Raw genomic sequence first — 23,867 nt, 5'->3', positions numbered from 1 at the left:
ACTCCTTTATTTGAAATAACGTTTTACCATAGGTAATTGCATCACATTGATATAAATATGGATCGCTCCTACAAGCAAGAAGGCTAGTAACTGAATCTCTCCTGTCAATAAAGAAAAGATAGCAATCAAAAAATAGAGACCTGGCAAGACATACTGATTTAATTGGAATAAAATTCGAAAACTTTGTTCCAAATTAGCCTGACGCTCCCCTTCATCATAGGAATTTATGTAGTCCAAGACATCCTTTGGTGTAGAGAAGAATTCCAAATCAAACTGACGAACGATCGCAATGGTCTTATAGAGATATTTTTGAGCACTGAAAATCATCACTAATGCCAAAAAAGAAAGAGATAAGGTTATATAGCTGATATTTAGTACAATGACTTCACTACCTGAGATGAAAAGAGCCAAAAAAATCGCTACACCTGCACTATTAAAAGCAATAGTTCCAAACTCGAGATTACGATACATTTGCACATAATAGGTTTCATTCAAATCATCATCCGTTTCCTCTTTGTACAAGGAGTGAAATGTTCTGCTTTTCTTTAAGAAATTGAATGTCAAAAGAAGACTAATGAAACCTAGCAGTAAACAAATAACTGATATCCATGGAATCACGGTTTTGACATCTAAAATGGTTCCGTAGTTTTCGGTATAGGCCTTAAACATCTCTGCAAACATGCCCAAGAAGCCTCCCAAGATAACAGCCATTAAAAATAACAATCCACGTTTCTTTTTCATATTCATACTCTTTCTAAACTAAACCAATCCAACTAACCACTGACCAAACACTTTACCTGATTCATAAATAGCTGTCAAGCCCTCTGTTCCAAGTGATACTAAAATCAAACAAACAGCAAACAAGAGAATAGCTTGGTTTCTAGCTTTTTTTGCTCCATCCCCCAAGGGTTCATTGCCAAGCCAACCTGCTAGATAAGCATAGGCTGTAACTGTTAAAATACCAATCTCTGTAGAAGAGAGAAACAACAAAACTGTCACCAAACGAACGATATTGGCTTGAATATTAAAATAATTTCCTAAACCTGCACAAACACCCGCAAGTTCTTTGTGCTCAGTATCGACTTGAAAACCTGCTAAAAACTTTTTCATATTCATTCTCCTTTTTCACTTGCTAGATTTTTGGATTTCTTTTCAATCCAGTCAACTACTGGGATGAGAGCAAAGTAGACCCAAACAAATTGGTCGCTTTGATATGGATTAAACCAGCCTAGGTCCATCCCAATCAGTAGAAATACGCTGACTAATAGAGCTATGGCAACTACATAATAGATTACTTTATACTTATTCATTCCTCATCCTCCTCTATCCGAAAGACTGACTCGACTGGTTCATTGAATATCTGCGAAATCTTCAGGGCGATCACAACTGACGGGGTGTATTCGTCCCGTTCTAGTAGGCTAATGGTCTGTCTGGAAACTCCTGCTAGCTTGGCCAGTTCGGTTTGATTGAGACCATCGCGAGCCCGAAGCTCTTTTAAACGATTTTTAAGCATTCCTTTCTCCTTTACTCTTAACTTGCTTATATTGTAACACATCTTTTTCTTTTTGACAAGTATGTTTGTCAAAAAGTTTATGATTTTTGTCATTTTGCAAAAGAAAACGGTCAGGAGTAAGGTCCTGACCAGTTTTTCTACTATTAAAAGCCTAATTTTTCAAAGATGTCTGAGAAGTTTTGGCTGATGGTCTCAAGGGATACTTGAACTTCTTCTCGTGTTTGGTTGTTCTTGACTGTCACTTGTCCGCTTTCGACTTCACTCTCTCCTAGGGTGATGAGGGTCTTAGCCGCAAAGACATCGGCGGACTTGAACTGAGCTTTGAGTTTACGGTTAAGGTAATCACGCTCTGCTTTGAATCCTTGTTGGCGAAGGGCTTGTACCAATTCCAAGGCCTTAACATTTGCTCCTTCACCCAAGACTGCGATATAGACATCTAGGGCATTCTCGATAGGGAGGGCCACACCTTGCTTTTCAAGGATGAGAAGCAGGCGCTCTACACCAAGCCCAAATCCAAATCCAGCAGTTTCAGGGCCACCAAAGTAGGCAACCAAACCATCGTAGCGACCACCCGCACAGACCGTCAAGTCATTACCCTCAATCTCTGTGATGAATTCGAAAATGGTGTGGTTGTAGTAGTCCAGACCACGCACCATATTGGTATCGATGATATAGTCTACACCGAGAGTTTCCAACATCTGACGCACAGCATCAAAGTGGGCTTGGCTTTCCTCATCAAGGAAGTCCAAGATAGACGGCGCATTCTCTACTGCCACCTTGTCTTCTTTTTCCTTAGAGTCCAAGACACGGAGAGGATTTTCCTCCAAACGACGTTGGCTATCCTTCGACAAGGTCTCCTTGAGCGGTGTCAAATAGTCGATCAAGGCTTGACGGTAGGCTGCACGACTCTCAGGATTTCCAAGAGTATTAAGATGCAATTTGACACCTTGGATGCCGATTTCTTTCAAGAAATGAGCCGCCATAGCGATGGTTTCCACATCGGTAGCTGGATTACTAGAGCCAAAGCACTCGACACCAATCTGGTGGAACTGGCGTAAACGACCTGCTTGTGGACGCTCATAACGGAACATAGGGCCCATGTAATAGAACTTACTTGGCTTTTGTACTTCTGGGGCGAAGAGTTTATTTTCCACATAAGAGCGGACAACGGGCGCAGTTCCTTCTGGACGAAGGGTGATATGACGATCACCCTTGTCATAGAAATCATACATTTCCTTGGTTACGATATCTGTTGTATCTCCGACAGAGCGGCTGATGACCTCGTAATGCTCAAAAATAGGCGTACGCACTTCTGCATAGTTATAGCGCTTGAAAATTTCACGGGCAAAGCCCTCAACATACTGCCACTTGGCAGACTCAGCAGGTAAAATATCCTGCGTTCCTTTTGGTTTTTGTAATTTCATAGGGAATCCTCTTTAAACTTAATAGTCTTATTTTACCATAAATAAAGGGATTAAAACAGTAAGAATAAAATTAGGATTTAGATATCATTTTTGAGATTAATAACTGTCAAAAGAATAGCTAGTAAGGAAAGACCAACAAATAGCATCCAAGTCAACTGTATATTCCATACAGCTATAAGTGAAAAACAAGCTGTTCCCACAGGTATGGATAAGGTAAACAATAAACCTAAAAAATTACTGGTACGAGCTAGAACATCTGGATCTAGATTTTTCATGAGCATGGCACTAATCTTTGGTTGAACTTTACCAGACACATACAGAGTTAAAAAGAGAAATAGTAAACCAAGCACGACTTGATTAAATACGTTAGCTAGACCAACTAGACTGAGTCCTAAGGTCGCCCACATCATCAACCTAGGCAAAGACTGCTTCCCAAAATAATCATTGCCCGTAAGGCTACTGATGATGATTGCTACTAAAGAACAGACTTGACTGATAAATAGTGCCTCTGTGTAAGAAAAATTCAAGAGAGAATGGCTCAAAAAGAAGATGTTATAGATGCTTCCTAAAGCCCCACCCAAGGCATTAATAAGCAAGACAGCAAAGATCATGAAACCAAAGTTTTTCTGTCCACCTTTAAGAAAAACGAGACGTAAATTTCGGTAAATTGTTAGGAACTGGTCTTTGATAGAAAGCTTCTCATTTTTTAGTTTTTCACCATCAGCAGATGACATTGACAGACTCAATTTGCTTTTTCCTAAAAAGAGAATAAAGGCTGATACTAGGAAAAAGCAGGCATTGATTCCCGCAACAAGGGAAAAATTGTTGACCGATAGACCTAAGAGCCAAACTCCAAAAGCTTGACCACCAATAGCTGAAATATAGGTGATAAACTGGGAAAAAGAATAAGCCTCCATCAGATCATTTTCAGCCACTTTTTCCTTAACAAGAGGCATTCGCAAACCACCAGCAAAATCACTGATCACATCACTGATGACATTGATCAAACACAGGCTAGAAAAGGCAAAGAGACTAGCTTGCTGAACAACTAGGGCTGCCAGAAAAAATAAAACCGCCTGAAACAAACCGCTATAGACCATCCATTTGACCTTGTCCCTTGTGTAATCTGCCCGAATCCCTACAAAAACTGTAAAGAGAGTCGGAAGAATCATGACAATATTCGCCATAGCAACAGCAAAAGAGGCTTGTGGCAAGGTCGATGCATAAACGATAAATACCAGGTTAAAAATCGAAGCACCAAAGGCATTGAAGAAGCGCGACAAAGTCAAGAGTCGATAAGCTTGATTTCTAAACAATAGTTTCATAGGTAATCTCCCTTCTTGTTATAATCCCTATATGAAGTATGACTATAGTATAGCACTTAGAAATTGAAAGGGAAAACTTTTGAATATATGCAACACACAAAATAAGCAAAAAAACGATAGGACTTCTTTAATAACCTGAAAGAGGTCTAAAGTTCTATCGCTTCAAATTTTAAATCATTTTCTTAACTTGCAGATATTCAACAATCGGTTGTATTTCTGTAGTATTCAGCAGATTTGTTACAACCAAGCATCTCAAAAATATGGACAGCATCCTCCATCTTTTTCTGACCTTCCTTGACTCTGCCCTGCTTGCTATCAAGGAGACCTTCCGCCCACAAATAGACAATTCGGAAATAGGTCTCGTTTTCCTTGTAGAAATGCTCTTCGATAACACGTTTAAAATAAGAGGCATTGGTAAATTCTTCACATTCAATGCTGGCTAAAAAACCATTCAGTAGCATGGTGTGAAAAATGTTTCGATTACCAGACATTTCCATTAGAAAATCAGATTTTCGGACCATTTCTCGTACATATCTAGTAAAAAGAGGAACAGATAAGAGTGGGGAACTAACTGAGAACAAATTGAGTTCATAGATTCCCCAAATCTCGGTAGAAAACAGATAATCATGAAGGACTTCCCCTTCCTCTGTTGTCAACTCTACCGTTTCATCCATGCTCTTCATATAAGACTTGATAATGATGGCATTTAGAATATGTTTCTGTTTGTTTTGAGAATGGGCATGCTTTTGATACTCCTTGCGATATAAGTTCTCAAGAGGTGCTATATTCTTTAAATCCAAAACATCTGTGATTTCTTTTCTCAACTCCGAATCTGTATCATACTGAAAACCTCTCGCCAGAAAGAGGATTTCCTCTACACTAGCAGATATATTTTCTAGGGCAAATAGAAACTTTTCCACCGAAATCTCACTCTGACCTGTTTCAAATCGGGACAACATAGACGGAGAAAATTGTCCCCCAGTTGCTTGTCTCAGCGAGATATTTCTTGACTCTCGTAATTGTCTAAAGACTTTTCCAATCTGCTCCATAGGCTTCCTCTTGATTCAGCGTTTCCTCTATATTATCATATTTTTTCAGAAAATTCATCAAAAACTTGCCAAATTGTCAGAATTATGAGAAAATAGAGGATATTTATCAGGTGGAGGGACGTAATGAGAGACGATATCAAAATCAATGACCGCGCTTTGGCCTTACAAGACCAAATTATCGAAAAACTAGAGAAGGTTTTTGATACAGATGTGGAATTGGATGTTTACAATCTAGGGCTGATTTATGAAATCAATCTGGACGAAATAGGGCTCTGCAAGATTGTCATGACCTTCACCGACACTGCCTGCGATTGCGCCGAAAGCCTGCCTATCGAAATCGTCGCAGGTCTGAAACAAATCGAGGGTATCGAAGATGTCAAGGTTGAAGTTACCTGGTCTCCCGCTTGGAAGATTACACGAATTAGTCGCTACGGCCGTATTGCCCTTGGGCTACCGCCTCGTTAATACTCTTCAAAAATCTCTTCAAACCACGTCAGCTTTATCTCCAACCTCAAAGCTGTGCTTTGAGCAACCTGCGACTAGCTTTCTAGTTTGCTCTTTGATTTTTATTGAGTATAAGCAGGCAAATCACTTTTGAAGATTAAAAAAAGCAAGCCGAAGTTGGCTTGCTTTTCTTGTTTATTTTTTACCTGACTTGTCCATATTCCAGAAGTCTGTCACGGCTCCGCGTGAAGCGGATGATACGATGTGGGCATATTTACCAAGGACACCGCGGCTGTAAAGTGGTGGCAAGGTTGTTTCTGCCTTGCGTTTTTCAAGTTCTTCTTCGGATACGGCCATGGAAATTTCTTTGGTATCTTGGTCAACTGTAACGATATCGCCTGTACGGAGGTAGGCAATCGGTCCACCATCCTGAGCTTCAGGAGCGATATGTCCGACAACCAGGCCATAAGTCCCACCAGAAAAACGTCCGTCTGTCAAGAGGGCAACCTTGTCTCCTTGACCTTTACCAACGATCATGGATGAAAGGGATAGCATCTCAGGCATACCAGGGCCACCCTTAGGTCCAACGAAACGAACAACGACAACATCGCCATCAACGATTTCGTCTGTCAGAACGGCCTGAATCGCATCTTCTTCTGAGTCAAAGACCTTAGCTGGTCCAACGTGGCGACGCACTTTCACACCTGACACCTTAGCAACCGCACCATCAGGAGCAAGGTTCCCGTTCAAGATGATAAGCGGACCGTCTGCACGTTTTGGATTTTCAAGTGGCATGATGACTTTTTGACCTGGTGTGAGGTCTGCAAAGTCGGCTAAGTTTTCAGCGACGGTCTTACCAGTACATGTGATACGGTCCCCATGAAGGAATCCATTTGCCAACAAGTACTTCATAACCGCAGGGACACCACCGACTTCGTAGAGGTCTTGGAAGACATACTGACCAGATGGTTTCAAGTCGGCCAAGTGAGGCACACGTTCTTGGATCGTATTGAAGTCCTCAAGGGACAAATCAACATTAGCCGCATGGGCAATGGCAAGCAAGTGAAGAGTGGCATTGGTAGAACCTCCGAGAGCCATCGTTACAGTGATGGCATCTTCAAAGGCTTCACGAGTCAAGATATCTGATGGTTTGAGACCAAGTTCCAGCATCCTAACCACAGCTCGTCCTGCTGCTTCGATATCTTCTTTCTTGTCAGCTGATTCAGCTGGGTGAGATGAAGATCCTGGCAAACTCATACCGAGAACTTCGATAGCAGTCGCCATGGTATTAGCTGTGTACATACCACCACAGCCACCAGGGCCAGGACAGGCATTACATTCAAGACGTTTCACGTCCTCAGCTGTCATGTCACCGTGGTTCCATTTCCCGATCCCCTCAAAAACAGATACCAAGTCAATGTCTTTGCCATCAAGATTTCCGGGTGCAATAGTTCCACCATAGGCGAAAATAGCTGGAATATCCATGTTGGCAATAGCAATCATAGAACCAGGCATGTTCTTGTCACAGCCACCGATAGCGACGAAGGCATCGACGTTGTGACCACCCATCGCCGCCTCGATAGAGTCCGCAATGATATCACGAGATGTTAGAGAGAAACGCATACCAGGCGTTCCCATGGCAATCCCGTCCGCTACGGTAATGGTACCAAACTGAACAGGCCAAGCACCTGCCGATTTGACACCCTCTTTAGCCAATTTCCCGAAATCATGCAAGTGAATGTTACATGGTGTATTTTCCGCCCAAGTCGAAATCACTCCCACAATCGGTGTTTCAAAGTCCTTATCTGTCATACCAGTGGCACGCAGCATGGCACGGTTTGGTGATTTAACCATGCTGTCATAAATGCTACTGCGGTGACGTTTATCTAATTCAGTCATTTGTTCCCTTCCGTTTCAGTTTTTACTATTATAGCACATTTTAAAGGCAATGAACAGAAGAAAATTCTTGAATTTTCAGAAAATTCTATACAGTGATATTTTCTTTAAAAATGTTACATTTATTTCTTGACTTTCTAAAACAAAGTGATATCATTTAGATATCATATAGCAGGAGGTCATTCTTATGACTGAAAAACTCATCAATTCAAAACCAAATGGTGTATTTGCATTGATTCTCATTGAGTTGACATTCGTACTTGGTATCTTTATATTTATAATGGGTGCTGGTTCAGAAAACGTTTTTGGAATTATTATCGGACTTTTATTAAGCTTAATTGCAGGCCTAGCTCATGCTGGTTTAAAAGTTGTCAAACCTCAGGAAGCTCTGGTTTTGACCCTCTTTGGTAATTATACAGGTACCATCAAAGAACCTGGTTTTTACTTTGTCAATCCTTTTAGCATAGCAGTCAACCCTGCAAACCACACTCGACTTGGTCAAAGTGGTGATGTTAGCACAAAATCTCCTTTTTCAGGAATGAAATCATCAAATGGCAATGATGTAAACCTTGAAATTGGCAAGAAACAGATTTCTCTCAAAGTTATGACTTTGAGCAATTCCCGTCAAAAGATTAACGATTGCTTAGGTAACCCTGTTGAAATTGGAATTGCGGTAACTTGGAGAGTTGTCGATACCGCTAAGGCAGTCTTCAACGTTGACAACTACAAGGAATATCTCTCTTTGCAGTGTGATAGCGCCCTTCGTAATATTGTCCGCATCTATCCTTACGATGTGTCTCCCAATGTAGATACTACAGGGGATGGACAAGCAGATGAAGGAAGTCTCCGTGGCTCTAGCGAAATTGTAGCTAACCGTATTCGTGAAGAAATCCAAAGTCGCGTAGAAGATGCTGGCTTGGAAATCCTTGAGGCACGTATTACTTACCTAGCTTACGCTCCAGAAATTGCAGCTGTTATGCTTCAACGTCAACAAGCATCTGCCATTATTGATGCCCGTAAGATGATTGTAGACGGCGCTGTAGGAATGGTTGAAATGGCACTAGAACGTCTCAATGAAGGAGAGTTGGTAGAACTTGACGAAGAACGAAAAGCTGCCATGGTTTCAAATCTCCTAGTCGTTCTCTGTGGTAATCATGATGCACAACCAATTGTCAACGCAGGAAGTCTTTACTAAAGATGGCTGAAGCTAAAAAAAAGCAGATCCCCCTTCGACTCTCAACAAAGTTATACGCTACACTCGCATCATGGGCAGAAGACGACTTTCGTTCAGTCAATGGGCAAATCGAATATCTCCTCACAGAGTGTGTCAAGCAACGGAAGAAAGACGGGAAATACGTCTCAGAAACCATTGATGAACCATTCGAAATTGATATTTAATCTATTTTCCTATCCAGAACAGTGGGTAGGAAAATTTTTTTATCTTTTTTTGTCAAGTAACTTTACTTTACAAAAAAGTTTTGATATACTATTAAAGTTGATGAAGATCACAAGATTGAATCGAATTTAAATACCTAAAGGAGAAATCAAAATGGCAGTACCTGCACGTCGCACTTCAAAAGCGAAGAAAAACAAACGTCGTACACACTACAAAGTAACAGCTCCATCTGTAAACTTTGACGAAACTACTGGAGATTACTCACGTTCTCACCGTGTATCACTTAAAGGATACTACAAAGGACGTAAAATCGCTAAAGCTGCATCAGCTGAATAATAGAAGGGAGATACCATGCGCGTAAATATCACACTTGAACACAAAGAATCTGGTGAACGCTTGTACCTTACTTCTAAAAACAAACGTAACACTCCAGACCGTCTTCAATTGAAGAAATACTCACCAAAACTTCGCAAGCACGTTGTGTTTACAGAGGTTAAGTAAGCATTCAATACGAATCAATACATAAGAAAAACTCTGATTTGAACTACACCTCAAAAGTTAGACAGAAAAACCTAACTTGGGGTGTTTTATTATAATGAAATTAATTTTATCGAAAGCAAAGTTAAAGGAATGGAGTAATTTTAAATGGTGAACGGTCAATCAATAGTTTAATGAGGCATATAAGAAATAACCATGGAATTACTATATATGGTTCTAAACATAAAAAACATTTACTTAGAATGGGTTATTACCATGGTTATAAAGGATATCGTTTTTATAAATCTAGACAAAGATTATTCAGATTAAGTAACTTTGATGAAATAATAGCTATTTATAACTTTGACACAGCATTAAAAGATTTACTATTCTCGCCTTTAGTTTCTTGTGAAACATCTATTAAAAATTATATTTTAGATGAATTAGTAAGCAACAGTGACCCAACATTTGAAGACATATACATTAAAAAATTAGATGATTATATATATTTTAATACTAATCAAAGGACAAATATGCTCAAAAAACGTTTGTATCTTCAAAAAAATATTCATAGTAGCATTCACATGAACTATGATAAGAATAAAATGGTTACACATAAAATTAATTCAGGAAATCAGATTCCTTTGTGGATAGTATTTGAAATTCTCTCGTTTGGGAAACTCGGTGATTTTGTTAAGCAAATGAATAGAAATTACCGAATAAATGTGCTTAATATACTTGGAATCCGTGACCCTATGGATACTGATGGAAGTCATCTAACAAATCATATATTTATTTTAAACGAATTGAGAAATGCGATTGCACATAATCATATTATTTTTGATACTCGTTTTAAGAATCGTCATATCAATCAAACACTTTTGAACGATATGAGTATAAAATATAACAATGCAAATATAATATTTAATTCGATCGTAGACTATTTCATGCTTATAGTCATGTACTTAAAGGCATTTGGTTATTCAAAAACAGAATTAAGAAGGTTAATCAGAGATTTTAAACAGATTGTGGATAATTTAAATACTGAAATCCCAAGTAGTGAATTCAATAGAATTCTCGGATCGAATATATACAATAAAATAAATAGTATTAGTAATTATGTGTGACTTTTTACTTACACTACTTGACAAAAACTGAGATAAAATGATATAATTCTTTTATTGATTGCAGTATAGATTATTAGAGACTATACTAGATGACTTGTGAATTTATTTCAGGAGTCATTTTTTTGTGTTTTTAAAATCTTGAGTATACAATATAAGTGCACAAAAACCTTAGATTTATTTCTATGGGCTTAGTTATAAAAGAGAATAGGCGGAACCGCCGAATGTCGCCCCCACTAGCTAAGTAGCGCGTTGGTAATAGATATTTTGTGTCCTACTATATAGCTATACTTTCATGCCACTAATTCTTGTTATTACATAGAGACAAACAAATTAATTATTCCAAGCGATTCCTGATAATTTTACTATATTACAAAGATAATACAGTAGTCGTTTTAACATCGAGATGAATTTTTCCTGTTACCTAATAGTATCCTTTTAGGTTAATTACCAATTATTTATGAAATTCTCTGTATGCCATATGTTACTGTTCTATACATAATTAGTCTTTTATAACTGATACGGAACCATTTGAGCTAATTGCTCGACAACAGTCTGTATAAACTTCGATAAAATCATATCCTCCATGTAAAGCAATGCTTTTGGCTTTATCGAGTCCACCAGGTAATATCTCTCCTCGTTTATAATGCTCAATGATTTCTCCAACTAAGTCTAGGGTGTGCGCTTCGTAAGGTGCTCCTAAATAACATTTTGCTACAAAACCTAGGAGAATTCCATTAATATCCACATCTGGGAATTCCGACTTGATTGTATTAATAATTTCATTTACTTCCTTTTTATTATGAACATGTCCTCCTGCATCTAGTTGATGAATAGCATCCATATATTCTTTAGACCGTGATTTTCTTAGAAGCCTATCTAAACTCAATTTATCTATCTGTGGTTGTTTTAAGTTAGAAGTCATGATATGGCTTGCTTGTGTTTGTTTTTGGGATTGGTATGGATTTAACATTGGTCTAGGCATCTATTTTTCTCCTAATCGTGTTATAAGTTATATTTTGCAATTTAAGATTCCTTTTAATGGTACTCTCAGAATAGATCTTCATTTAAGGAATTATAAAAATGGACACGAAACTGAGATTACAGTTACCGTGTCCAAATAATGAACTTATTAAACAAGTACTTTTCTTGTTTTAAGTCCACTTTGTTTATGAACAAGTCCCTCTCCACCGATTGGTTTTCCAGATGCAGGAACAGCTCTTTCTTTCCCCCAATCTCTAATAGCCTCAATTTTTTCTGGGCTAGTTTGAGAGAGGGGGACTACATTATTGAAGGCATTCATGATATTCTCTTCGTTGAGAATAAAACTGTTATTAGCGATAGCTCGGTAAGCTAAATCTCTAACTGTCGATTCTAAGTCCGCACCAGTGAAACCATCACTTATTTGAATGATATTATCAGAAAAATCTCCTTCAAATTCTAGACTTAAGTATTTTTTAAAATACAAAGCAAGTATTTCTTTACGCTCATCTGCAGTAGGTAGATCAACAAAGAATAACTCATCAAATCTTCCTCGACGGAGAAGTTCTGATGGAAGCATAGACACATCATTAGCTGTTGCAACTACAAAAACTTGTTTTTTGCATTCTTGCATCCAGAATAAGAATTGACCAACCATACGAGTAGATACACCGCCATCATTAGCGCCTCCAGTAGCTCCTGATAGTCCTTTTTCTATTTCATCAATCCATAAAATACATGGAGATACATTCTCAGCGGTAGTTAGAGCATCTTTGAGTTGCTGTTCAGACTGACCTACATAACTTCCTTGAACCGTTGCAAAATCTAAACGATATAATGGAAGTTTCCAGTTAGCAGAAATTGATTTAGCAGATAAAGATTTTCCGCATCCAGGGACACCTACTAGGAGTATTCCTCTAGGTGGTTGCAATCCTTTCTCACGTAACATATCTTTCTTTTCGGGAGTTAGTAGTTCTTTCTTTTCATTAAGCCACTTCCTTAATCCTTCAAGTCCTCCAACATCCTTTACAGAATCATCTACAACGATTTTTTCTAGACCAGAGATATCAGAGAATAGGCGATCTTTTGCAAATCTTATCTCATCTAAATCAGATTTTCTTATGCACTTATTTGCAATCAAAGCAGCGATAACGTTCTCCGCCTCAATTCTAGTTACCCCATTGAGAGCTGCTGCAGCTTCTCGAATATCGGAGTTGTCCCATTCAATCTGGATATCGTTTCTATAGTCGTCAATGTATTCTTGAATTATTGAGTACATTTCCTCTTCGTTAGGTAAATCTATTTTTACTGTCATACCTTGCCGTTGAAGTTGATTCCAAATAGGGGTATTGGTAAAAACTATTACAACGCCTCCAGTTTCATTGGCTAGATTGACCAGTGCTAAGACTTGTTTAGAATCGCTATTTTCATTACTAAGATCCGGAACTTCTGTCAGTACAATAGTTTGGTATTGTTTCTTTTGCATTTGGTCCGTCATGTAATCTATTGCACCATAAATAGATTTATCATCGTTAACATTCTTACCAGAACTAAGATCATACACACCTTTGGTGAGAGTATATACGTTGAACGGAAGTTGTAATTCTTCAGATATTTCCTTTAACATATCTAATGTTCTACTTGGCTCAATGGTATTGATAGCAATAAAAGGAATTCTTGCAAGTGAATATCTCGTAAGAAGTTCTTTGCTTTTTACTATATTGCTCATTTACTGTTCACCTTTATTTAAAAAAGAATTAATTTTATGATTTCTAATAATACTTGACATTTTCCCGCTTCGGTCCTGTTTTGCGGATTCTTCTAAAGATTTTTGCATACTATTAGCTTGTTCTATAACGAGATTTAGGTAGTGTTGTCGCTCTTTATCCGGAATTACAGGAAGATTGATTGCTTCAGCTAAGAACGTCATTTCTTTTCTCAAAGAAAGAATTGCTTGAATAATAGCTCCCTCGTATCCTTGGGATTTTAGTAAATCATTTTGAAACTTATCTGAAGCTACATTCATACGGTAATTAACAGCGTCAATTAACTTTGTAGAGAAACGTTCTGCCACACCGTATTGCCATTCGATAGTTCCAGATTTCATCATTTTTAAAACTGTTTCATCATCATCTTTGTTTTTAAAAATAGCTAAGACATTTACCCATTCTGCATATGTTTGTGGTTTATTCATTATTTTTGCCGTTTCCTTCTGACTAGCAATTGTGGGGGCACAATATCCCATGAAGGGAGTCCCTCAGCAAACACGCTCATAGGTTCTTCAGTGATATCTTCTTCAGTATTAATGCTCTTAAATGGAGTGGTGTTATTAGATGATAGCTTACTATCGCCTTTATATTTTTCATCCATGTCAATTACCTCCTCAAATTTTAATCTTTCTATTAGATGATGCCAACTTGTTTACATATTGTTCAGGTCTTATTTGTTCGAGGAAATCAAGAACTTTAGTGCTTTCAGCATCTCTCTCTGCGAATTCAATTCTAAAGTCTACAATTTCAGCTAGAGTAGCTCTTATAATTTGTTCACCATTCACTCTTTTATTCTCGTATTGTTCTTCAATTTTCTTGCGATTCGTTTCAATGTTTTCAATATTAGATTTATGCTTAAGAACCATAACAATCCCCGCTATAATAGCTATTAAACCTAAGAAAATATTCCCAAAAATCATCATTAAACCAATTACTCCGATAGCTATACCACCATACAAAAGGAATTTATCAAATAAACTTGGGAAGTAGTTTGACAAAGTTTGTTCTTTTTCAGAGTCAATCTGAGAATTGAATTTTTCAATCAACTCGTTTTCGTTTTGGCCATCTGTTGATTTATCATTAAAAGTATCCACATTAATTTCAATTTCGTAAGGAATCTTCATGCGATTTTTTGCAGTAACGTCATTATAAGCGTTTGTTACCCAATCACGAGAAAGAGCCAATGCAAATTTTTGGGTTGATATACTTGAGTGAGAAGATTCGGGTTTCAAATGCAGTCACTTCAATATTCATGTTTTGATGAGCACGGTTGTCATCTCCTCCGAAGTCAACCACAAACTGCTCGAATTTTTCTTGTTTTCGAAGAGCTAATTCTTCGTTGTCAAAATCAGTCACAAGTGTGTCTAAAATATCATCTAATTGATTTTTGACGCTTTCTGTAGAACCTTTTTTCTCAAAAATATCGGTTAGGTAGTTTAGCATTTGTTCATGAAGATGAGCCCCTTCGAGAATATCCTCTAGTACAGGCCAACTATCACTATATTTTCTTAGGTTAGGGTATAAATCTTCATCTATTTCGCTTCTTTTTAAGTTAATAGCTTCGGACCATTGTTCTGTTTGCTGTTCAGTAAAACCAGGTTTTTCTTCAAGTCGGCTGAGCCATTCATTCATTTGACGTGAGATAACTCCTTCGGTATCAGCTCCCAAGAGTCCACTTGCAAAAGCATCTAAGATAATTATAGAATTTCTGTCGAGATTTTCTTCATCTTGATTAGCTAGATAACGTTGAGTCCACTTAAGGCATGCGTTCTTTCTGTTAGCTCTTCTACAAATTAAGGCAAAGAAAAGGGAGGTTTTTTCATCGTTTCGTTTAATCCCTTCCTTGACTGCTTTTTCAGCTAACTCGGGTTGATTATTTATCCATGCTGCTAATGCAACTAAGCATGGAGCAAGCCAGTAACCTGGAGTTGATATCATTAGTTCTTCTGTTGCAGTGCTGATTGTTTCCTTTTTGACAATTCCTAAATCATCAGCTTGTAAAATCCCTGTGGTAGTACGACGAACAATATCATAATGTCCATATTTCTTCTCAATTTCCTGACGGATTTTTACCAGTCGAGTTTCAGCTTGTCCTAATCTATTAGCTTTTTGTTGGATATTCACAAATTCATGAAATTCTTGTGCTAAACTACCAATTTCATCATAAACGATTTGAAGATTTTCGTTTGCTACATCAACTCTAGCATCAATTGTTCGTAATCCTTCATGGATAGAGCGCAAACTTTTCTCGATTTCACGAAGATCAGCTTGATGTATTATTCTTTCAGCCATAATATCCCCCTTGTTAATGATTTCCAAATTAATTAGAAAAAATTTTGACTAATTTTCTAAATAAACTATCTTAAAATCATTTTGATTTTTTCCTTATAGAAAAAGAATATCATAATTATTTTATTAATTCAACTTATCATAAGAATGAAGCGAAAGTATTTGATTCGCGCTGACCTTATAGTTACTCGATAGGTATTTTTGGTATATAGAAATCGATTATCATATCAATGAGGCTCTGGCGCTTAGCTGGTCTGATATCGACCTAGAGAATGCAACCATTAGCATTACAAAGACACTAAACCATCTAGGGCAAATCAATAGCCCAAAATCAAAAGTAAGCTATCGGGATTTAGATATAGATCAAGCAACTGTATCAATGCTTAAAGCTTACAAGGTTAGACAAATTCAAGAAGCTTGGAAAATTAGTAAAACTGAAAATGTGGTATTCTCTGACTTTATCCATGAATACCCTAATAATCAAACCTTACAAACTAGATTAAGAACTCACTTTAAACGTGCTAACGTTCCTAACATTGGTTTTCATGATTTTCGCCATACTCACGCTAGTCTCTTGCTTAACTCTGGAATACCTTACAAGGATCTCCAGCATCGTTTAGGACCTTCTCAATTATCTATGACTATGGATATATACAGTCACCTCTCAAAAGAGAACGCAAAAAATGCCGTCTCATTCTACAAAACTTCACTAAAAAGTTTATAACTGAACAAACCCAGAAATCAACCTTTTAAGACAAAGCAAAAAGCCCACTGTTGTAGGCTTTCTGTAAGATATTTCTTAAAATTAAAGCATTTTGTTGTAGAATTCAACGACAAGTGCTTCGTTGATTTCTGGGTTGATTTCGTCGCGTTCTGGCAAGCGAGTCAATGAACCTTCCAATTTTTCAGCGTCGAATGATACGAATGCTGGACGTCCAAGAGTTGCTTCAACAGCTTCAAGGATTGCTGGAACTTTCAATGATTTTTCACGAACTGAGATCACTTGACCTGGAGTTACGCGGTATGATGGGATATCAACACGTTTTCCGTCAACAAGGATGTGACCGTGGTTTACGAATTGACGAGCTTGACGACGAGTAGTCGCAAGGCCAAGACGGTAAACAACGTTATCCAAACGGCGTTCCAAAAGAAGCATGAAGTTGAAACCTAGGATTCCGCCTTTGATTTTTGTAGCTTGTACGAACAAGTTACGGAATTGTTTTTCACCTACACCGTAAGTGAAACGAAGTTTTTGTTTTTCAGCCAATTGCAAACCGTATTCTGACAATTTAGAACGGTTGTTTGGTCCGTGTTGTCCTGGTACGTAGTTACGACGTGCCAATTCTTTACCTGTACCTGTAAGTGAAAGGCCAAGGCGACGAGCTTGTTTCCAAGATGGTCCTGTATAACGTGACATGTGTATGTCCTCCTGATATAAATAATATTTCGGTGGAAATAGTCACTTAGAAAGCCCTGATTCGTGCAGATGCCCTTCGCCTAAACAGCCAAGGTTACTTGTCATAAGACACCTGTTGACGTGCTTCATGCTTTCCTGCTGCTATTTCACACAAAGGCTATTGTACCATGAAAAGCTAGATTTGTAAAGAGATTTTACGCCTTTATTTCAAACTAAGGCTGAATGTAAACTTGCTTCCTAAGCCATATTGACTTTCTGCTGTGATTTCGCCACCAAGCTGATGGGCTAGTTCGCGTGCAATCGCAAGACCTAAGCCATGCCCACCCGTCTTCATATTGCGCGAAGTTTCCACACGATAAAGTCGTTTAAAGATCTTTTCCAAATCTTCAGGAAGGATCCCCTGACCCTCGTCTTTCACACTGATTGTCAGCTCTTGTTCTGTTAATTGGGCAAGAACCTCGATTCTGGTTCCTGGTTCTGAATATTTAAAGGCATTGTTTAACAAATTAACCAGAATACGAGAAAGTTTGTCAGAATGGCTCTTGATTTTCGCCGACTCAGGTGATACTTGAATGTAAACATCTCGCTCCTCTTGTTCAATCTGGAGTTGAAATTCACTCATTGACTCAATCAACAGTTGATCTAAAAAGACCTCTTCGACTTCTTCATCAGCAGTATCTTGAGGTTGTGTATTGAGAGTCAAAACATCCAATTCCTCCACTAGCTTGTTTAGACGCTCGGTTTGCCGACCAATCGTGGCTAAGTAGTGGAGCCGCTCCTCTTCTTTAATCACTCCATCTAGAATTCCCTCCACAGTAACCTGAATGGAGGTAATGGGAGTTTTAATATCGTGAGAGAGTTGCGCAATCATCATTCTCTTTTCTTGCTCGCTCTCATCAAGTGATTGAAAGGTAGCTTGCAAATTGTGAGACATGTCATTAAAAGCCTGGCCCAGCTCTTGAAATTCTAATGGTCCTTTGGTTTCGATTTCTGTGCTGAAATCCTTGCTGGCTATATCCTGAGCTTGTTTTTTCAAATGTTTCAGAGAAGAGAACACTGGCGACAAAAGAAAGATGCTCACTGCAGCGCCAATGAAACTAGCAATCAAGGTCATTCCAACGAGAAAGTAAACTTCACTTTTCTCAATCAACATTCGTTGAACTGCCCAGAAAACGACCAAAATCGTTAGTAGAGTCGACACTAGATACCCCACTAAAATATAGTTTTTTAATTTCATTTTCTACCTCTTGGTTTTTCCATCTTATAGCCCAAACCCCAGACAGTTTTGATAGAGGGAGCATTTGAATTCGTATACTTGGTCAACTCTTGCCTCAAAGCATGGATATGAACATTGAGTGTATTGGTATCATCCACATAGTCCTCTTGCCATACCTTCTCGTAAAGTTCCGTCTTTGAAAAGACTCTCTCGGGATTGCTGGCTAATATCCATAGAAGTTCAAAGGATTTTACTGTCAATTCCAAAGGTTGATCCCCAATGCGAACCTCATGAGTCACATGGTTGATTACCAAGTCACCAAACTCGATCTGTTCTGTCTCTCTTCCACGGCTAAGGCGACGCAAGATATTATTCACTCTTAAAACCAATTCGCGTGGGCTAAAGGGTTTGACTATAAAATCATCTGCCCCCAAACTTAAGCCATAAATCTTATCCTGTTCGCTTGTCTTAGCAGTTGTAAAGAGGAAGGGTTGATCCGGAGCGATATACTGAACTTCACTGATAAAATCATAACCATCCATATTGGGCATCATGATATCTGTGATAATGAGGTCGATAGATTTTTTTCTGAAAAGCTCTAATCCCTCCTTACCATCATGGGCAACCAAAACATCGTAACCGGCCTGTATAAGATAGCGGTTTTGAATATCTAGAATATCTATCTCATCATCAACCAGCAAAATTGTCTTTTTCATCTGACACTCCTTCGATAAAAACAGTGTTATACTTGCTTTAGTATAACACTATTTTACCTAATGTTTAAGTGATTTGAATCTTAATCTTCTCGTTTGCTTGTCAAACCCAAAAGTCCAACAAGCCCTGCCAAGGCTAGACCAAAGATACCAAGGCCAGCTGTAGCCGTTTTAGCTTCCCCAGTATTTGGTAGCATCGCTTTATCATCTTTTTTCATCATATTAGCCATTGGGCTAGAAGCTGGTTGATCTACTTTCATATCTGACATATGGTGATTTGTACCCATCATACCCTCAGTCATACCTGTAGAGCCTGTTTCAGAAGACTTCGTATTCATCTGACCTTGTTGAGATGGTATTGTCGCCATTTCTTTTCCATGAAGCTGGATCGTTACTTGACGAGTAGCAATCAGATTGGTCAAATCAGGTTTGCCATCTTTAGATCCATAGACTTTAACAGTAGCTAGATATGTATGGGTTCCGTTAGCTCGAAGTTGATCCAGCAAGGCCTGACCATCTTTGCCAACCGTATTGCCATTCAAATCCACTTCGTAGAAATATTGACCTTTAGCCAAGCCTTCAAGTGGCAATAGAGCAGGATTTTTAGCTGTTCCGTTGTCTGACCATGGGGCTTTGTCTGAAGCTTTTAACAAGAGGCGAGTCAACATACCATCTCCACCAAAAGCTTCGTATGGAATAACTTGGTTGACACCGGCCAAGAATGGACCTGGAACATTTGCTTTTTCAAGGTAGCTAGCTGGAACATCAATCATGTCTTTGACATTGTTAACAACAGAGTCTTTAACCTGATTTGGTGTGGTCAAGCCATTCAAATTAACAGTCAAATCTTTAGTCGCTACGAGGTTAGTTAAGTCAGGCTTGCCGTCTTTTGCACCGTACACCTTGATGGTAGCCTTATAGCTTTGAGTGCCATTTTGTTTCAAGAGGTCAAGCAACTCTTTATCCGATTTGCCTTGGGTGCCTGCTAAATCCACTTCATAGAAGTAAAGGCCTTTCCCCAATTTCTCTACTGGTGGGAGAGCGGGATTTTTAGCTGTTCCGTTGTCGGACCATGGAGCCTTGTCGGATGCTTTCAAGATAAGACGAGTCAACATGCCATCTCCAGCGAAGAATTCGTATGGAATAACTTGGTTGACACCAGCTGTAAATGGGCCTGGGAAATTAGCTCTATCCAAGTAAGAAGCTGGGACATCTACTGTATCTTTGGTATTGTCAGCCACACCTTTTTGCACTTCAGCTGGAGTGGTTAAACCATTCAAATTAACAGTCAAATCCTTAGTCGCTACCAGATTAGTTAAGTCAGGCTTGCCGTCTTTTGCACCGTACACCTTGATGGTAGCCTTATAGCTTTGAGTGCCATTTTGTTTCAAGAGGTCAAGCAACTCTTTATCCGATTTGCCTTGGGTGCCTGCTAAATCCACTTCATAGAAGTAAAGGCCTTTCCCCAATTTCTCTACTGGTGGGAGAGCGGGATTTTTAGCTGTTCCGTTGTCGGACCATGGAGCCTTGTCGGATGCTTTCAAGATAAGACGAGTCAACATGCCATCTCCAGCGAAGAATTCGTATGGAATGACTTGATTGACACCAGCTGTGAATGGACCTGGGAAGTTAGCCTTGTCCAAGTAAGTGGCTGGGACATCTACTGTGTCTTTGGTGTTGTCAGCCACACCTTTTTGGACTTCAGCTGGGGTGGTCAAACCATTCAAGTTGACATCCAAATCTTTAGTCGCTACCAGATTAGTTAAGTCAGGCTTGCCATCTTTCGCACCGTACACCTTGATAGTAGCTTTATAGCTTTGTGTACCATTTTGTTTCAAGAGGTCAAGCAACTCTTTATCAGATTTGCCTTGGGTGCCTGCCAAGTCTACTTCGTAGAAGTAAAGGCCTTTGCCCAATTTTTCTACTGGTGGGAGAGCGGGATTTTTAGCTGTTCCGTTGTCGGACCATGGAGCCTTATCAGAGGCTTTCAAGATCAGGCGAGTCAACATGCCGTCACCAGCGAAGAATTCGTATGGAATGACTTGGTTGACACCAGCTGTAAATGGGCCTGGGAAATTAGCTTTATCCAAGTAAGAAGCTGGAACATCTACTGTATCTTTGGTGTTGTCAGCCACACCTTTTTGCACTTCAGCTGGAGTGGTCGCTGGTTGCGCTTCACTGGCTTCACGGTCTTGTCCAGAAACTGTAGACTCAGGACTTTCCACAGGTTTAACTGCATCTTCTGTTTGTTTCTTAGAGTCAGGTTGTGCTTGCACTTCTTCTTTTGGTGCTACTACTGGCTCTTTAGCAGTTTCGTCCACTTTTTCTGAAGAGCTTGTGGTATCCACACTTGCTTTAGGTGTTGGAATAGACTGTTCTGAAGGAAGAGCTACATCGACTGCTTTTTTGAGAACCTCTGCTGGTAAGTCGCTCTTTTCACTAACCGAAGCAGCGTCTGGCACGACTTGGGCAGGAGTCGGATTGACGACATCAGCACGTGCAGAACTTGGTTGACCAACTAGGACAAAGAAGCCACTAGCCACAACAACTGAAGCAACACCGACACTGAGACGGCGAATAGACCAACGAGTATATCTCTGATTTGGATTGAATTTCATAGGATTCTCCTTAGAGTTTTCTTTTTTTTATGACTCTAGTATAATCTCCTAAAATTAAAAAGGATTAAGAAAAAGTTAAAATTTTTCTTAAATCCCTCTTATAAAATACTTATATTGACTCGTTAATTATTAGGAAAGGAGTAGCCTTTCCTCTCCTACTCACTCAGTTCAGCTAGGGTATCCAAATGTTGGTTATTAATGACTGCCATGATGTAGGTATCTGCTTGCAAGAGGTCATTAGGTCCGAATTGGACATCCAGAGGAGCATTTTCGTAGGCACGAAAACCTAGTACGTTGAGGTTGTATCGCCCACGTAAATCTAACTGACTGAGGCTTTTACCAGTCCACGATTGGGGGATTTTCATCTCGACAATCGATACATTCTTGTCCAACTGAAAGACGTCTACGCTGTTATGAAAGAGGATAGTCTGTGCCAATGAGCGCCCCATCTCAAATTCTGGTGAGATGACTGCGTCCGCTCCAATTTTTTCCAACACCTTTTTAGCTGTATGGCTTTTGACCTTGGCAATAACGGTCGGCACTCCTAGACTCTTGCAGTGCATGACCGCGAGAACACTGGACTCCAGATTTTCACCCGTTGCGACAACTACGGTATCACATGTGTCAATCCCCGCTGATAGAAGGAGCTCTTCATCCGTGATATCTCCAACTACTCCACGCGCCAGCACAGGTTCAAATTGATTAATGCGTTCCTCGTGGTCATCAATAGCAATGATATTCATGTCATGCTTGGCTAGGGCAGCCAAAACACTGCTCCCAAAAATTCCCAAGCCTAAAATTCCAATTGTCCGATCTGACATCGTTTTTCCTTTCTTATCCGATGGTGATATCTGCTTTCATATAGTGAATCGTGTCTTTCTTGTCTGGCTGATATTCTGCTAAGCTGACCAGTAGTGTCAAAGGACCAATACGGCCAATAAACATCAGCAACATAACGATACTGAGGGCTAACTTACCTAACTCCGGCGTTAAATTTGCCGTTACCCCAACAGTTGCAAGTGCTGAAATGGTCTCAAACATGAGGTAGATAAAGCGCGGATTTCCTTCTGCGGTTACCCCTAGCAGAATCAAGCCCAGCAAGAAGGTCAGCAAGAAGATAATAAAGACACTGAAAGATTTTTGCACGGTTCGAGGTTCAATAGTTCTCCGAGCCACATTGGCATGAGGCAAGCCCAATAGTTCGCTACGAGCAAAGACCAACAAGACAAAGAAGGTCGTAATCTTGAGCCCCCCTGCTGTCCCTCCAGGCGCCCCTCCCAGAAACATCTGCAAGATGTAGATCAATAAGGTAACTGGTCGAGCCTGGGTGTAGTCAATTGAAGCAAAGCCTGCCGTTCTCATGCTGACGGTCTGGAAGAAACTAACCAGCAGTTTCTCTGGAGCGCTGAGATTTCCAATCGTCCCAGGATTGTTCCACTCAATTAAGAGAGTCGATACTGTTCCAAAGAGCAGAATTCCCGCCGTTAAAAAGAGAACCAGCTTGGTATGGAAACGCAGGCGGCGTTTTTTCTTCTTCCCAAACTGGGTCGCTAGGTCAAACCAGACCATAAATCCTAGACCACCCGTGATAATCAATCCTGCAATCACTAGATTGATCAAGGGGTCCGTTTGAAAGGCTACCAAACTCGTACTTCCAAAATTATCAAATCCAGCATTGCAGAAAGCTGAAACAGCCAAAAAGATAGAGGTTAAAATCCCTCGCCCCCAGCCAAATTCGGGGATAAAGCGGAAACTCAAGAGAAAGGCACCAATTCCTTCCACCAGAAAAGTCGTCAGAAAGATTGAGCGGATGAAGTCCTTTAGAGACTGGGTTTCTCCATAACTGAAACTTTCTTGAATGGTCTCACGACCACGAAGGCTGAGCTTTTGCTTGCCTTGGATATAAAAGATTCCGATAAAGGTCATGAGACCCAATCCACCGATCTGGATCAAGAGCATGCAAATCAACTGGCCCCAGATATTGTAAGTAGAGGCTACCGGCTGGGTAAAGAGCCCTGTCACACAGACCATGGACACGGTCGTAAAGAGATGGTCAAAGTAGGTCGCTTGTGACGTTTCTGCTTGCACAAAGGGGAGACTTAAAAGAAGCGAACCTAAGAAGATTACTAGGGCAAAACTTAAAAAGATGCGACGGGCTGGCGATAAACGTCCCAGTGTCGTCCTGATTTTTTCCAAAAAAGATTTGAATAACATAA

At 39.5% G+C, this 23,867-nt stretch carries 26 protein-coding genes and 1 pseudogene; 7 read left to right on the top strand and 20 right to left on the bottom strand.

Annotated elements, in window-relative coordinates:
- Positions 1-6 precede the first annotated feature (6 nt).
- From B7721_RS01035 to B7721_RS01000, 7 genes are all read right to left on the bottom strand, one after another.
- On the bottom strand, positions 7-741 hold the full coding sequence (locus B7721_RS01035) for a DUF3169 family protein (protein ID WP_084877081.1): 735 nt from the start codon (positions 739-741) through the stop codon (positions 7-9).
- 18 nt (positions 742-759) lie between these two features.
- The gene (locus tag B7721_RS01030) at positions 760-1,110 is read right to left on the bottom strand and encodes a PspC domain-containing protein (protein WP_084877079.1); all 351 of its coding nucleotides are present in this window, start codon (positions 1,108-1,110) and stop codon (positions 760-762) included.
- Between the two features lie 2 nt (positions 1,111-1,112).
- Positions 1,113-1,310: a hypothetical protein gene (locus B7721_RS01025; RefSeq protein ID WP_084877077.1), complete on the bottom strand. Its 198-nt coding sequence runs from the start codon at positions 1,308-1,310 to the stop codon at positions 1,113-1,115.
- Positions 1,307-1,513 carry a helix-turn-helix transcriptional regulator gene (locus tag B7721_RS01020; RefSeq protein ID WP_000916948.1) on the bottom strand — a complete coding sequence of 69 codons (207 nt, stop codon included), beginning with the start codon at positions 1,511-1,513 and terminating at the stop codon, positions 1,307-1,309. Before B7721_RS01020 ends, B7721_RS01025 begins: the two co-directional genes overlap by 4 nt.
- Positions 1,514-1,656: 143 nt before the next feature.
- Positions 1,657-2,937, bottom strand: coding sequence for a histidine--tRNA ligase (hisS, locus tag B7721_RS01010; protein WP_084877076.1), 1,281 nt, complete (start codon positions 2,935-2,937; stop codon positions 1,657-1,659).
- 77 nt (positions 2,938-3,014) lie between these two features.
- A complete protein-coding gene (locus B7721_RS01005; protein WP_084877074.1) occupies positions 3,015-4,262 on the bottom strand; it encodes an MFS transporter in 1,248 nt (415 codons plus the stop codon).
- Between the two features lie 197 nt (positions 4,263-4,459).
- A complete protein-coding gene (locus B7721_RS01000) occupies positions 4,460-5,311 on the bottom strand; it encodes a helix-turn-helix domain-containing protein (RefSeq protein WP_084877073.1) in 852 nt (283 codons plus the stop codon).
- 123 nt (positions 5,312-5,434) lie between these two features.
- Between B7721_RS01000 and B7721_RS00990 the strand changes: the two genes are divergently transcribed.
- Positions 5,435-5,776 (top strand): metal-sulfur cluster assembly factor, encoded by a 342-nt coding sequence (locus B7721_RS00990; RefSeq protein WP_084877071.1) that lies wholly within the window; start codon positions 5,435-5,437, stop codon positions 5,774-5,776.
- A 174-nt stretch (positions 5,777-5,950) separates the two neighbouring features.
- On the opposite strand, the gene ilvD is transcribed toward B7721_RS00990, so the two are convergent.
- Positions 5,951-7,654, bottom strand: coding sequence for a dihydroxy-acid dehydratase (gene ilvD, locus B7721_RS00985; RefSeq protein ID WP_033629186.1), 1,704 nt, complete (start codon positions 7,652-7,654; stop codon positions 5,951-5,953).
- Positions 7,655-7,838: 184 nt separating this feature from the next.
- Here ilvD and B7721_RS00980 point away from each other — a divergent pair, with 184 nt between their 5' ends.
- The 5 genes from B7721_RS00980 (at position 7,839) to B7721_RS00960 (ending at position 10,651) form a co-directional block, all read left to right on the top strand.
- Positions 7,839-8,846, top strand: coding sequence for an SPFH domain-containing protein (locus B7721_RS00980; RefSeq protein WP_084877069.1), 1,008 nt, complete (start codon positions 7,839-7,841; stop codon positions 8,844-8,846).
- A gap of 2 nt (positions 8,847-8,848) precedes the next feature.
- Positions 8,849-9,049 carry a PTS ascorbate transporter subunit IIC gene (locus B7721_RS00975; protein ID WP_084877067.1) on the top strand — a complete coding sequence of 67 codons (201 nt, stop codon included), beginning with the start codon at positions 8,849-8,851 and terminating at the stop codon, positions 9,047-9,049.
- A 151-nt stretch (positions 9,050-9,200) separates the two neighbouring features.
- On the top strand, positions 9,201-9,383 hold the full coding sequence (gene rpmF / locus B7721_RS00970; RefSeq protein ID WP_000290417.1) for a 50S ribosomal protein L32: 183 nt from the start codon (positions 9,201-9,203) through the stop codon (positions 9,381-9,383).
- Between the two features lie 15 nt (positions 9,384-9,398).
- Positions 9,399-9,548 carry a 50S ribosomal protein L33 gene (gene rpmG / locus B7721_RS00965; RefSeq protein WP_001265622.1) on the top strand — a complete coding sequence of 50 codons (150 nt, stop codon included), beginning with the start codon at positions 9,399-9,401 and terminating at the stop codon, positions 9,546-9,548.
- Between the two features lie 170 nt (positions 9,549-9,718).
- Complete coding sequence (locus tag B7721_RS00960) at positions 9,719-10,651, top strand: Abi family protein (RefSeq protein ID WP_084877065.1); 933 nt, start codon at positions 9,719-9,721, stop codon at positions 10,649-10,651.
- A 499-nt stretch (positions 10,652-11,150) separates the two neighbouring features.
- Here the strand turns inward: B7721_RS00960 and B7721_RS00955 are convergent, their stop codons facing one another.
- The 6 genes from B7721_RS00955 to B7721_RS00940 form a co-directional block, all read right to left on the bottom strand.
- Positions 11,151-11,633, bottom strand: a complete 483-nt coding sequence (locus B7721_RS00955) for a hypothetical protein (protein ID WP_001137907.1) — start codon at positions 11,631-11,633, stop codon at positions 11,151-11,153.
- Positions 11,634-11,780: 147 nt separating this feature from the next.
- Complete coding sequence (locus B7721_RS00950; RefSeq protein ID WP_084877063.1) at positions 11,781-13,358, bottom strand: AAA family ATPase; 1,578 nt, start codon at positions 13,356-13,358, stop codon at positions 11,781-11,783.
- Entirely contained in the window at positions 13,359-13,823 is a 465-nt protein-coding gene (locus tag B7721_RS00945; protein WP_001039967.1) for a hypothetical protein, read from the bottom strand.
- Positions 13,823-13,999, bottom strand: a complete 177-nt coding sequence (locus tag B7721_RS10170) for a hypothetical protein (RefSeq protein ID WP_000343799.1) — start codon at positions 13,997-13,999, stop codon at positions 13,823-13,825. Before B7721_RS10170 ends, B7721_RS00945 begins: the two co-directional genes overlap by 1 nt.
- Before the next feature lie 13 nt (positions 14,000-14,012).
- Positions 14,013-14,630: a glycerol-3-phosphate acyltransferase gene (locus tag B7721_RS10260; RefSeq protein WP_239823789.1), complete on the bottom strand. Its 618-nt coding sequence runs from the start codon at positions 14,628-14,630 to the stop codon at positions 14,013-14,015.
- Positions 14,566-15,690: a hypothetical protein gene (locus B7721_RS00940; RefSeq protein WP_239823788.1), complete on the bottom strand. Its 1,125-nt coding sequence runs from the start codon at positions 15,688-15,690 to the stop codon at positions 14,566-14,568. Before B7721_RS00940 ends, B7721_RS10260 begins: the two co-directional genes overlap by 65 nt.
- A gap of 220 nt (positions 15,691-15,910) precedes the next feature.
- Between B7721_RS00940 and B7721_RS00935 the strand changes: the two are divergent.
- Positions 15,911-16,411: pseudogene (locus B7721_RS00935) on the top strand (site-specific integrase); the annotation flags it as partial.
- Between the two features lie 81 nt (positions 16,412-16,492).
- Here the strand turns inward: B7721_RS00935 and rpsD are convergent.
- The 6 genes from rpsD to B7721_RS00905 form a co-directional block, all read right to left on the bottom strand.
- Positions 16,493-17,104 carry a 30S ribosomal protein S4 gene (gene rpsD, locus B7721_RS00930; protein WP_000092756.1) on the bottom strand — a complete coding sequence of 204 codons (612 nt, stop codon included), beginning with the start codon at positions 17,102-17,104 and terminating at the stop codon, positions 16,493-16,495.
- A 202-nt stretch (positions 17,105-17,306) separates the two neighbouring features.
- Positions 17,307-18,341: a sensor histidine kinase gene (locus tag B7721_RS00925; protein ID WP_033629184.1), complete on the bottom strand. Its 1,035-nt coding sequence runs from the start codon at positions 18,339-18,341 to the stop codon at positions 17,307-17,309.
- Positions 18,338-19,036 carry a response regulator transcription factor gene (locus B7721_RS00920; RefSeq protein WP_049519128.1) on the bottom strand — a complete coding sequence of 233 codons (699 nt, stop codon included), beginning with the start codon at positions 19,034-19,036 and terminating at the stop codon, positions 18,338-18,340. The genes B7721_RS00925 and B7721_RS00920 overlap by 4 nt, the downstream gene beginning before the upstream one ends.
- A gap of 80 nt (positions 19,037-19,116) precedes the next feature.
- Positions 19,117-21,651 (bottom strand): SSURE domain-containing protein, encoded by a 2,535-nt coding sequence (locus B7721_RS00915; RefSeq protein ID WP_084877062.1) that lies wholly within the window; start codon positions 21,649-21,651, stop codon positions 19,117-19,119.
- A 155-nt stretch (positions 21,652-21,806) separates the two neighbouring features.
- Positions 21,807-22,472: a potassium channel family protein gene (locus B7721_RS00910; protein ID WP_084877061.1), complete on the bottom strand. Its 666-nt coding sequence runs from the start codon at positions 22,470-22,472 to the stop codon at positions 21,807-21,809.
- 13 nt (positions 22,473-22,485) lie between these two features.
- Positions 22,486-23,865, bottom strand: coding sequence for a TrkH family potassium uptake protein (locus tag B7721_RS00905; RefSeq protein ID WP_084877059.1), 1,380 nt, complete (start codon positions 23,863-23,865; stop codon positions 22,486-22,488).
- Between the last annotated feature and the right edge of the window lie 2 nt (positions 23,866-23,867).

Origin of the sequence: Streptococcus oralis subsp. oralis (genome assembly GCF_002096445.1) — a bacterium.
In the GTDB taxonomy this organism is placed as follows: domain Bacteria; phylum Bacillota; class Bacilli; order Lactobacillales; family Streptococcaceae; genus Streptococcus; species Streptococcus oralis_N.
The sequence above is the reverse complement of the archived record's forward strand: the minus strand, read 5'-3'. Positions and strand labels throughout refer to the sequence as shown.

Bases quoted from the DNA above. Each gene is read 5' to 3' on its own strand.
- B7721_RS01035 (WP_084877081.1), bottom strand. From the start codon at position 741: ATGAAAAAGAAACGTGGATTGTTATTTTTAATGGCTGTTATCTTGGGA.
- B7721_RS01030 (WP_084877079.1), bottom strand. From the start codon at position 1,110: ATGAAAAAGTTTTTAGCAGGTTTTCAAGTCGATACTGAGCACAAAGAA.
- B7721_RS01025 (WP_084877077.1), bottom strand. From the start codon at position 1,310: ATGAATAAGTATAAAGTAATCTATTATGTAGTTGCCATAGCTCTATTA.
- B7721_RS01020 (WP_000916948.1), bottom strand. From the start codon at position 1,513: ATGCTTAAAAATCGTTTAAAAGAGCTTCGGGCTCGCGATGGTCTCAAT.
- hisS (WP_084877076.1), bottom strand. From the start codon at position 2,937: ATGAAATTACAAAAACCAAAAGGAACGCAGGATATTTTACCTGCTGAG.
- B7721_RS01005 (WP_084877074.1), bottom strand. From the start codon at position 4,262: ATGAAACTATTGTTTAGAAATCAAGCTTATCGACTCTTGACTTTGTCG.
- B7721_RS01000 (WP_084877073.1), bottom strand. From the start codon at position 5,311: ATGGAGCAGATTGGAAAAGTCTTTAGACAATTACGAGAGTCAAGAAAT.
- B7721_RS00990 (WP_084877071.1), top strand. From the start codon at position 5,435: ATGAGAGACGATATCAAAATCAATGACCGCGCTTTGGCCTTACAAGAC.
- ilvD (WP_033629186.1), bottom strand. From the start codon at position 7,654: ATGACTGAATTAGATAAACGTCACCGCAGTAGCATTTATGACAGCATG.
- B7721_RS00980 (WP_084877069.1), top strand. From the start codon at position 7,839: ATGACTGAAAAACTCATCAATTCAAAACCAAATGGTGTATTTGCATTG.
- B7721_RS00975 (WP_084877067.1), top strand. From the start codon at position 8,849: ATGGCTGAAGCTAAAAAAAAGCAGATCCCCCTTCGACTCTCAACAAAG.
- rpmF (WP_000290417.1), top strand. From the start codon at position 9,201: ATGGCAGTACCTGCACGTCGCACTTCAAAAGCGAAGAAAAACAAACGT.
- rpmG (WP_001265622.1), top strand. From the start codon at position 9,399: ATGCGCGTAAATATCACACTTGAACACAAAGAATCTGGTGAACGCTTG.
- B7721_RS00960 (WP_084877065.1), top strand. From the start codon at position 9,719: ATGAGGCATATAAGAAATAACCATGGAATTACTATATATGGTTCTAAA.
- B7721_RS00955 (WP_001137907.1), bottom strand. From the start codon at position 11,633: ATGCCTAGACCAATGTTAAATCCATACCAATCCCAAAAACAAACACAA.
- B7721_RS00950 (WP_084877063.1), bottom strand. From the start codon at position 13,358: ATGAGCAATATAGTAAAAAGCAAAGAACTTCTTACGAGATATTCACTT.
- B7721_RS00945 (WP_001039967.1), bottom strand. From the start codon at position 13,823: ATGAATAAACCACAAACATATGCAGAATGGGTAAATGTCTTAGCTATT.
- B7721_RS10170 (WP_000343799.1), bottom strand. From the start codon at position 13,999: ATGGATGAAAAATATAAAGGCGATAGTAAGCTATCATCTAATAACACC.
- B7721_RS00940 (WP_239823788.1), bottom strand. From the start codon at position 15,690: ATGGCTGAAAGAATAATACATCAAGCTGATCTTCGTGAAATCGAGAAA.
- rpsD (WP_000092756.1), bottom strand. From the start codon at position 17,104: ATGTCACGTTATACAGGACCATCTTGGAAACAAGCTCGTCGCCTTGGC.
- B7721_RS00925 (WP_033629184.1), bottom strand. From the start codon at position 18,341: ATGAAATTAAAAAACTATATTTTAGTGGGGTATCTAGTGTCGACTCTA.
- B7721_RS00920 (WP_049519128.1), bottom strand. From the start codon at position 19,036: ATGAAAAAGACAATTTTGCTGGTTGATGATGAGATAGATATTCTAGAT.
- B7721_RS00915 (WP_084877062.1), bottom strand. From the start codon at position 21,651: ATGAAATTCAATCCAAATCAGAGATATACTCGTTGGTCTATTCGCCGT.
- B7721_RS00910 (WP_084877061.1), bottom strand. From the start codon at position 22,472: ATGTCAGATCGGACAATTGGAATTTTAGGCTTGGGAATTTTTGGGAGC.
- B7721_RS00905 (WP_084877059.1), bottom strand. From the start codon at position 23,865: ATGTTATTCAAATCTTTTTTGGAAAAAATCAGGACGACACTGGGACGT.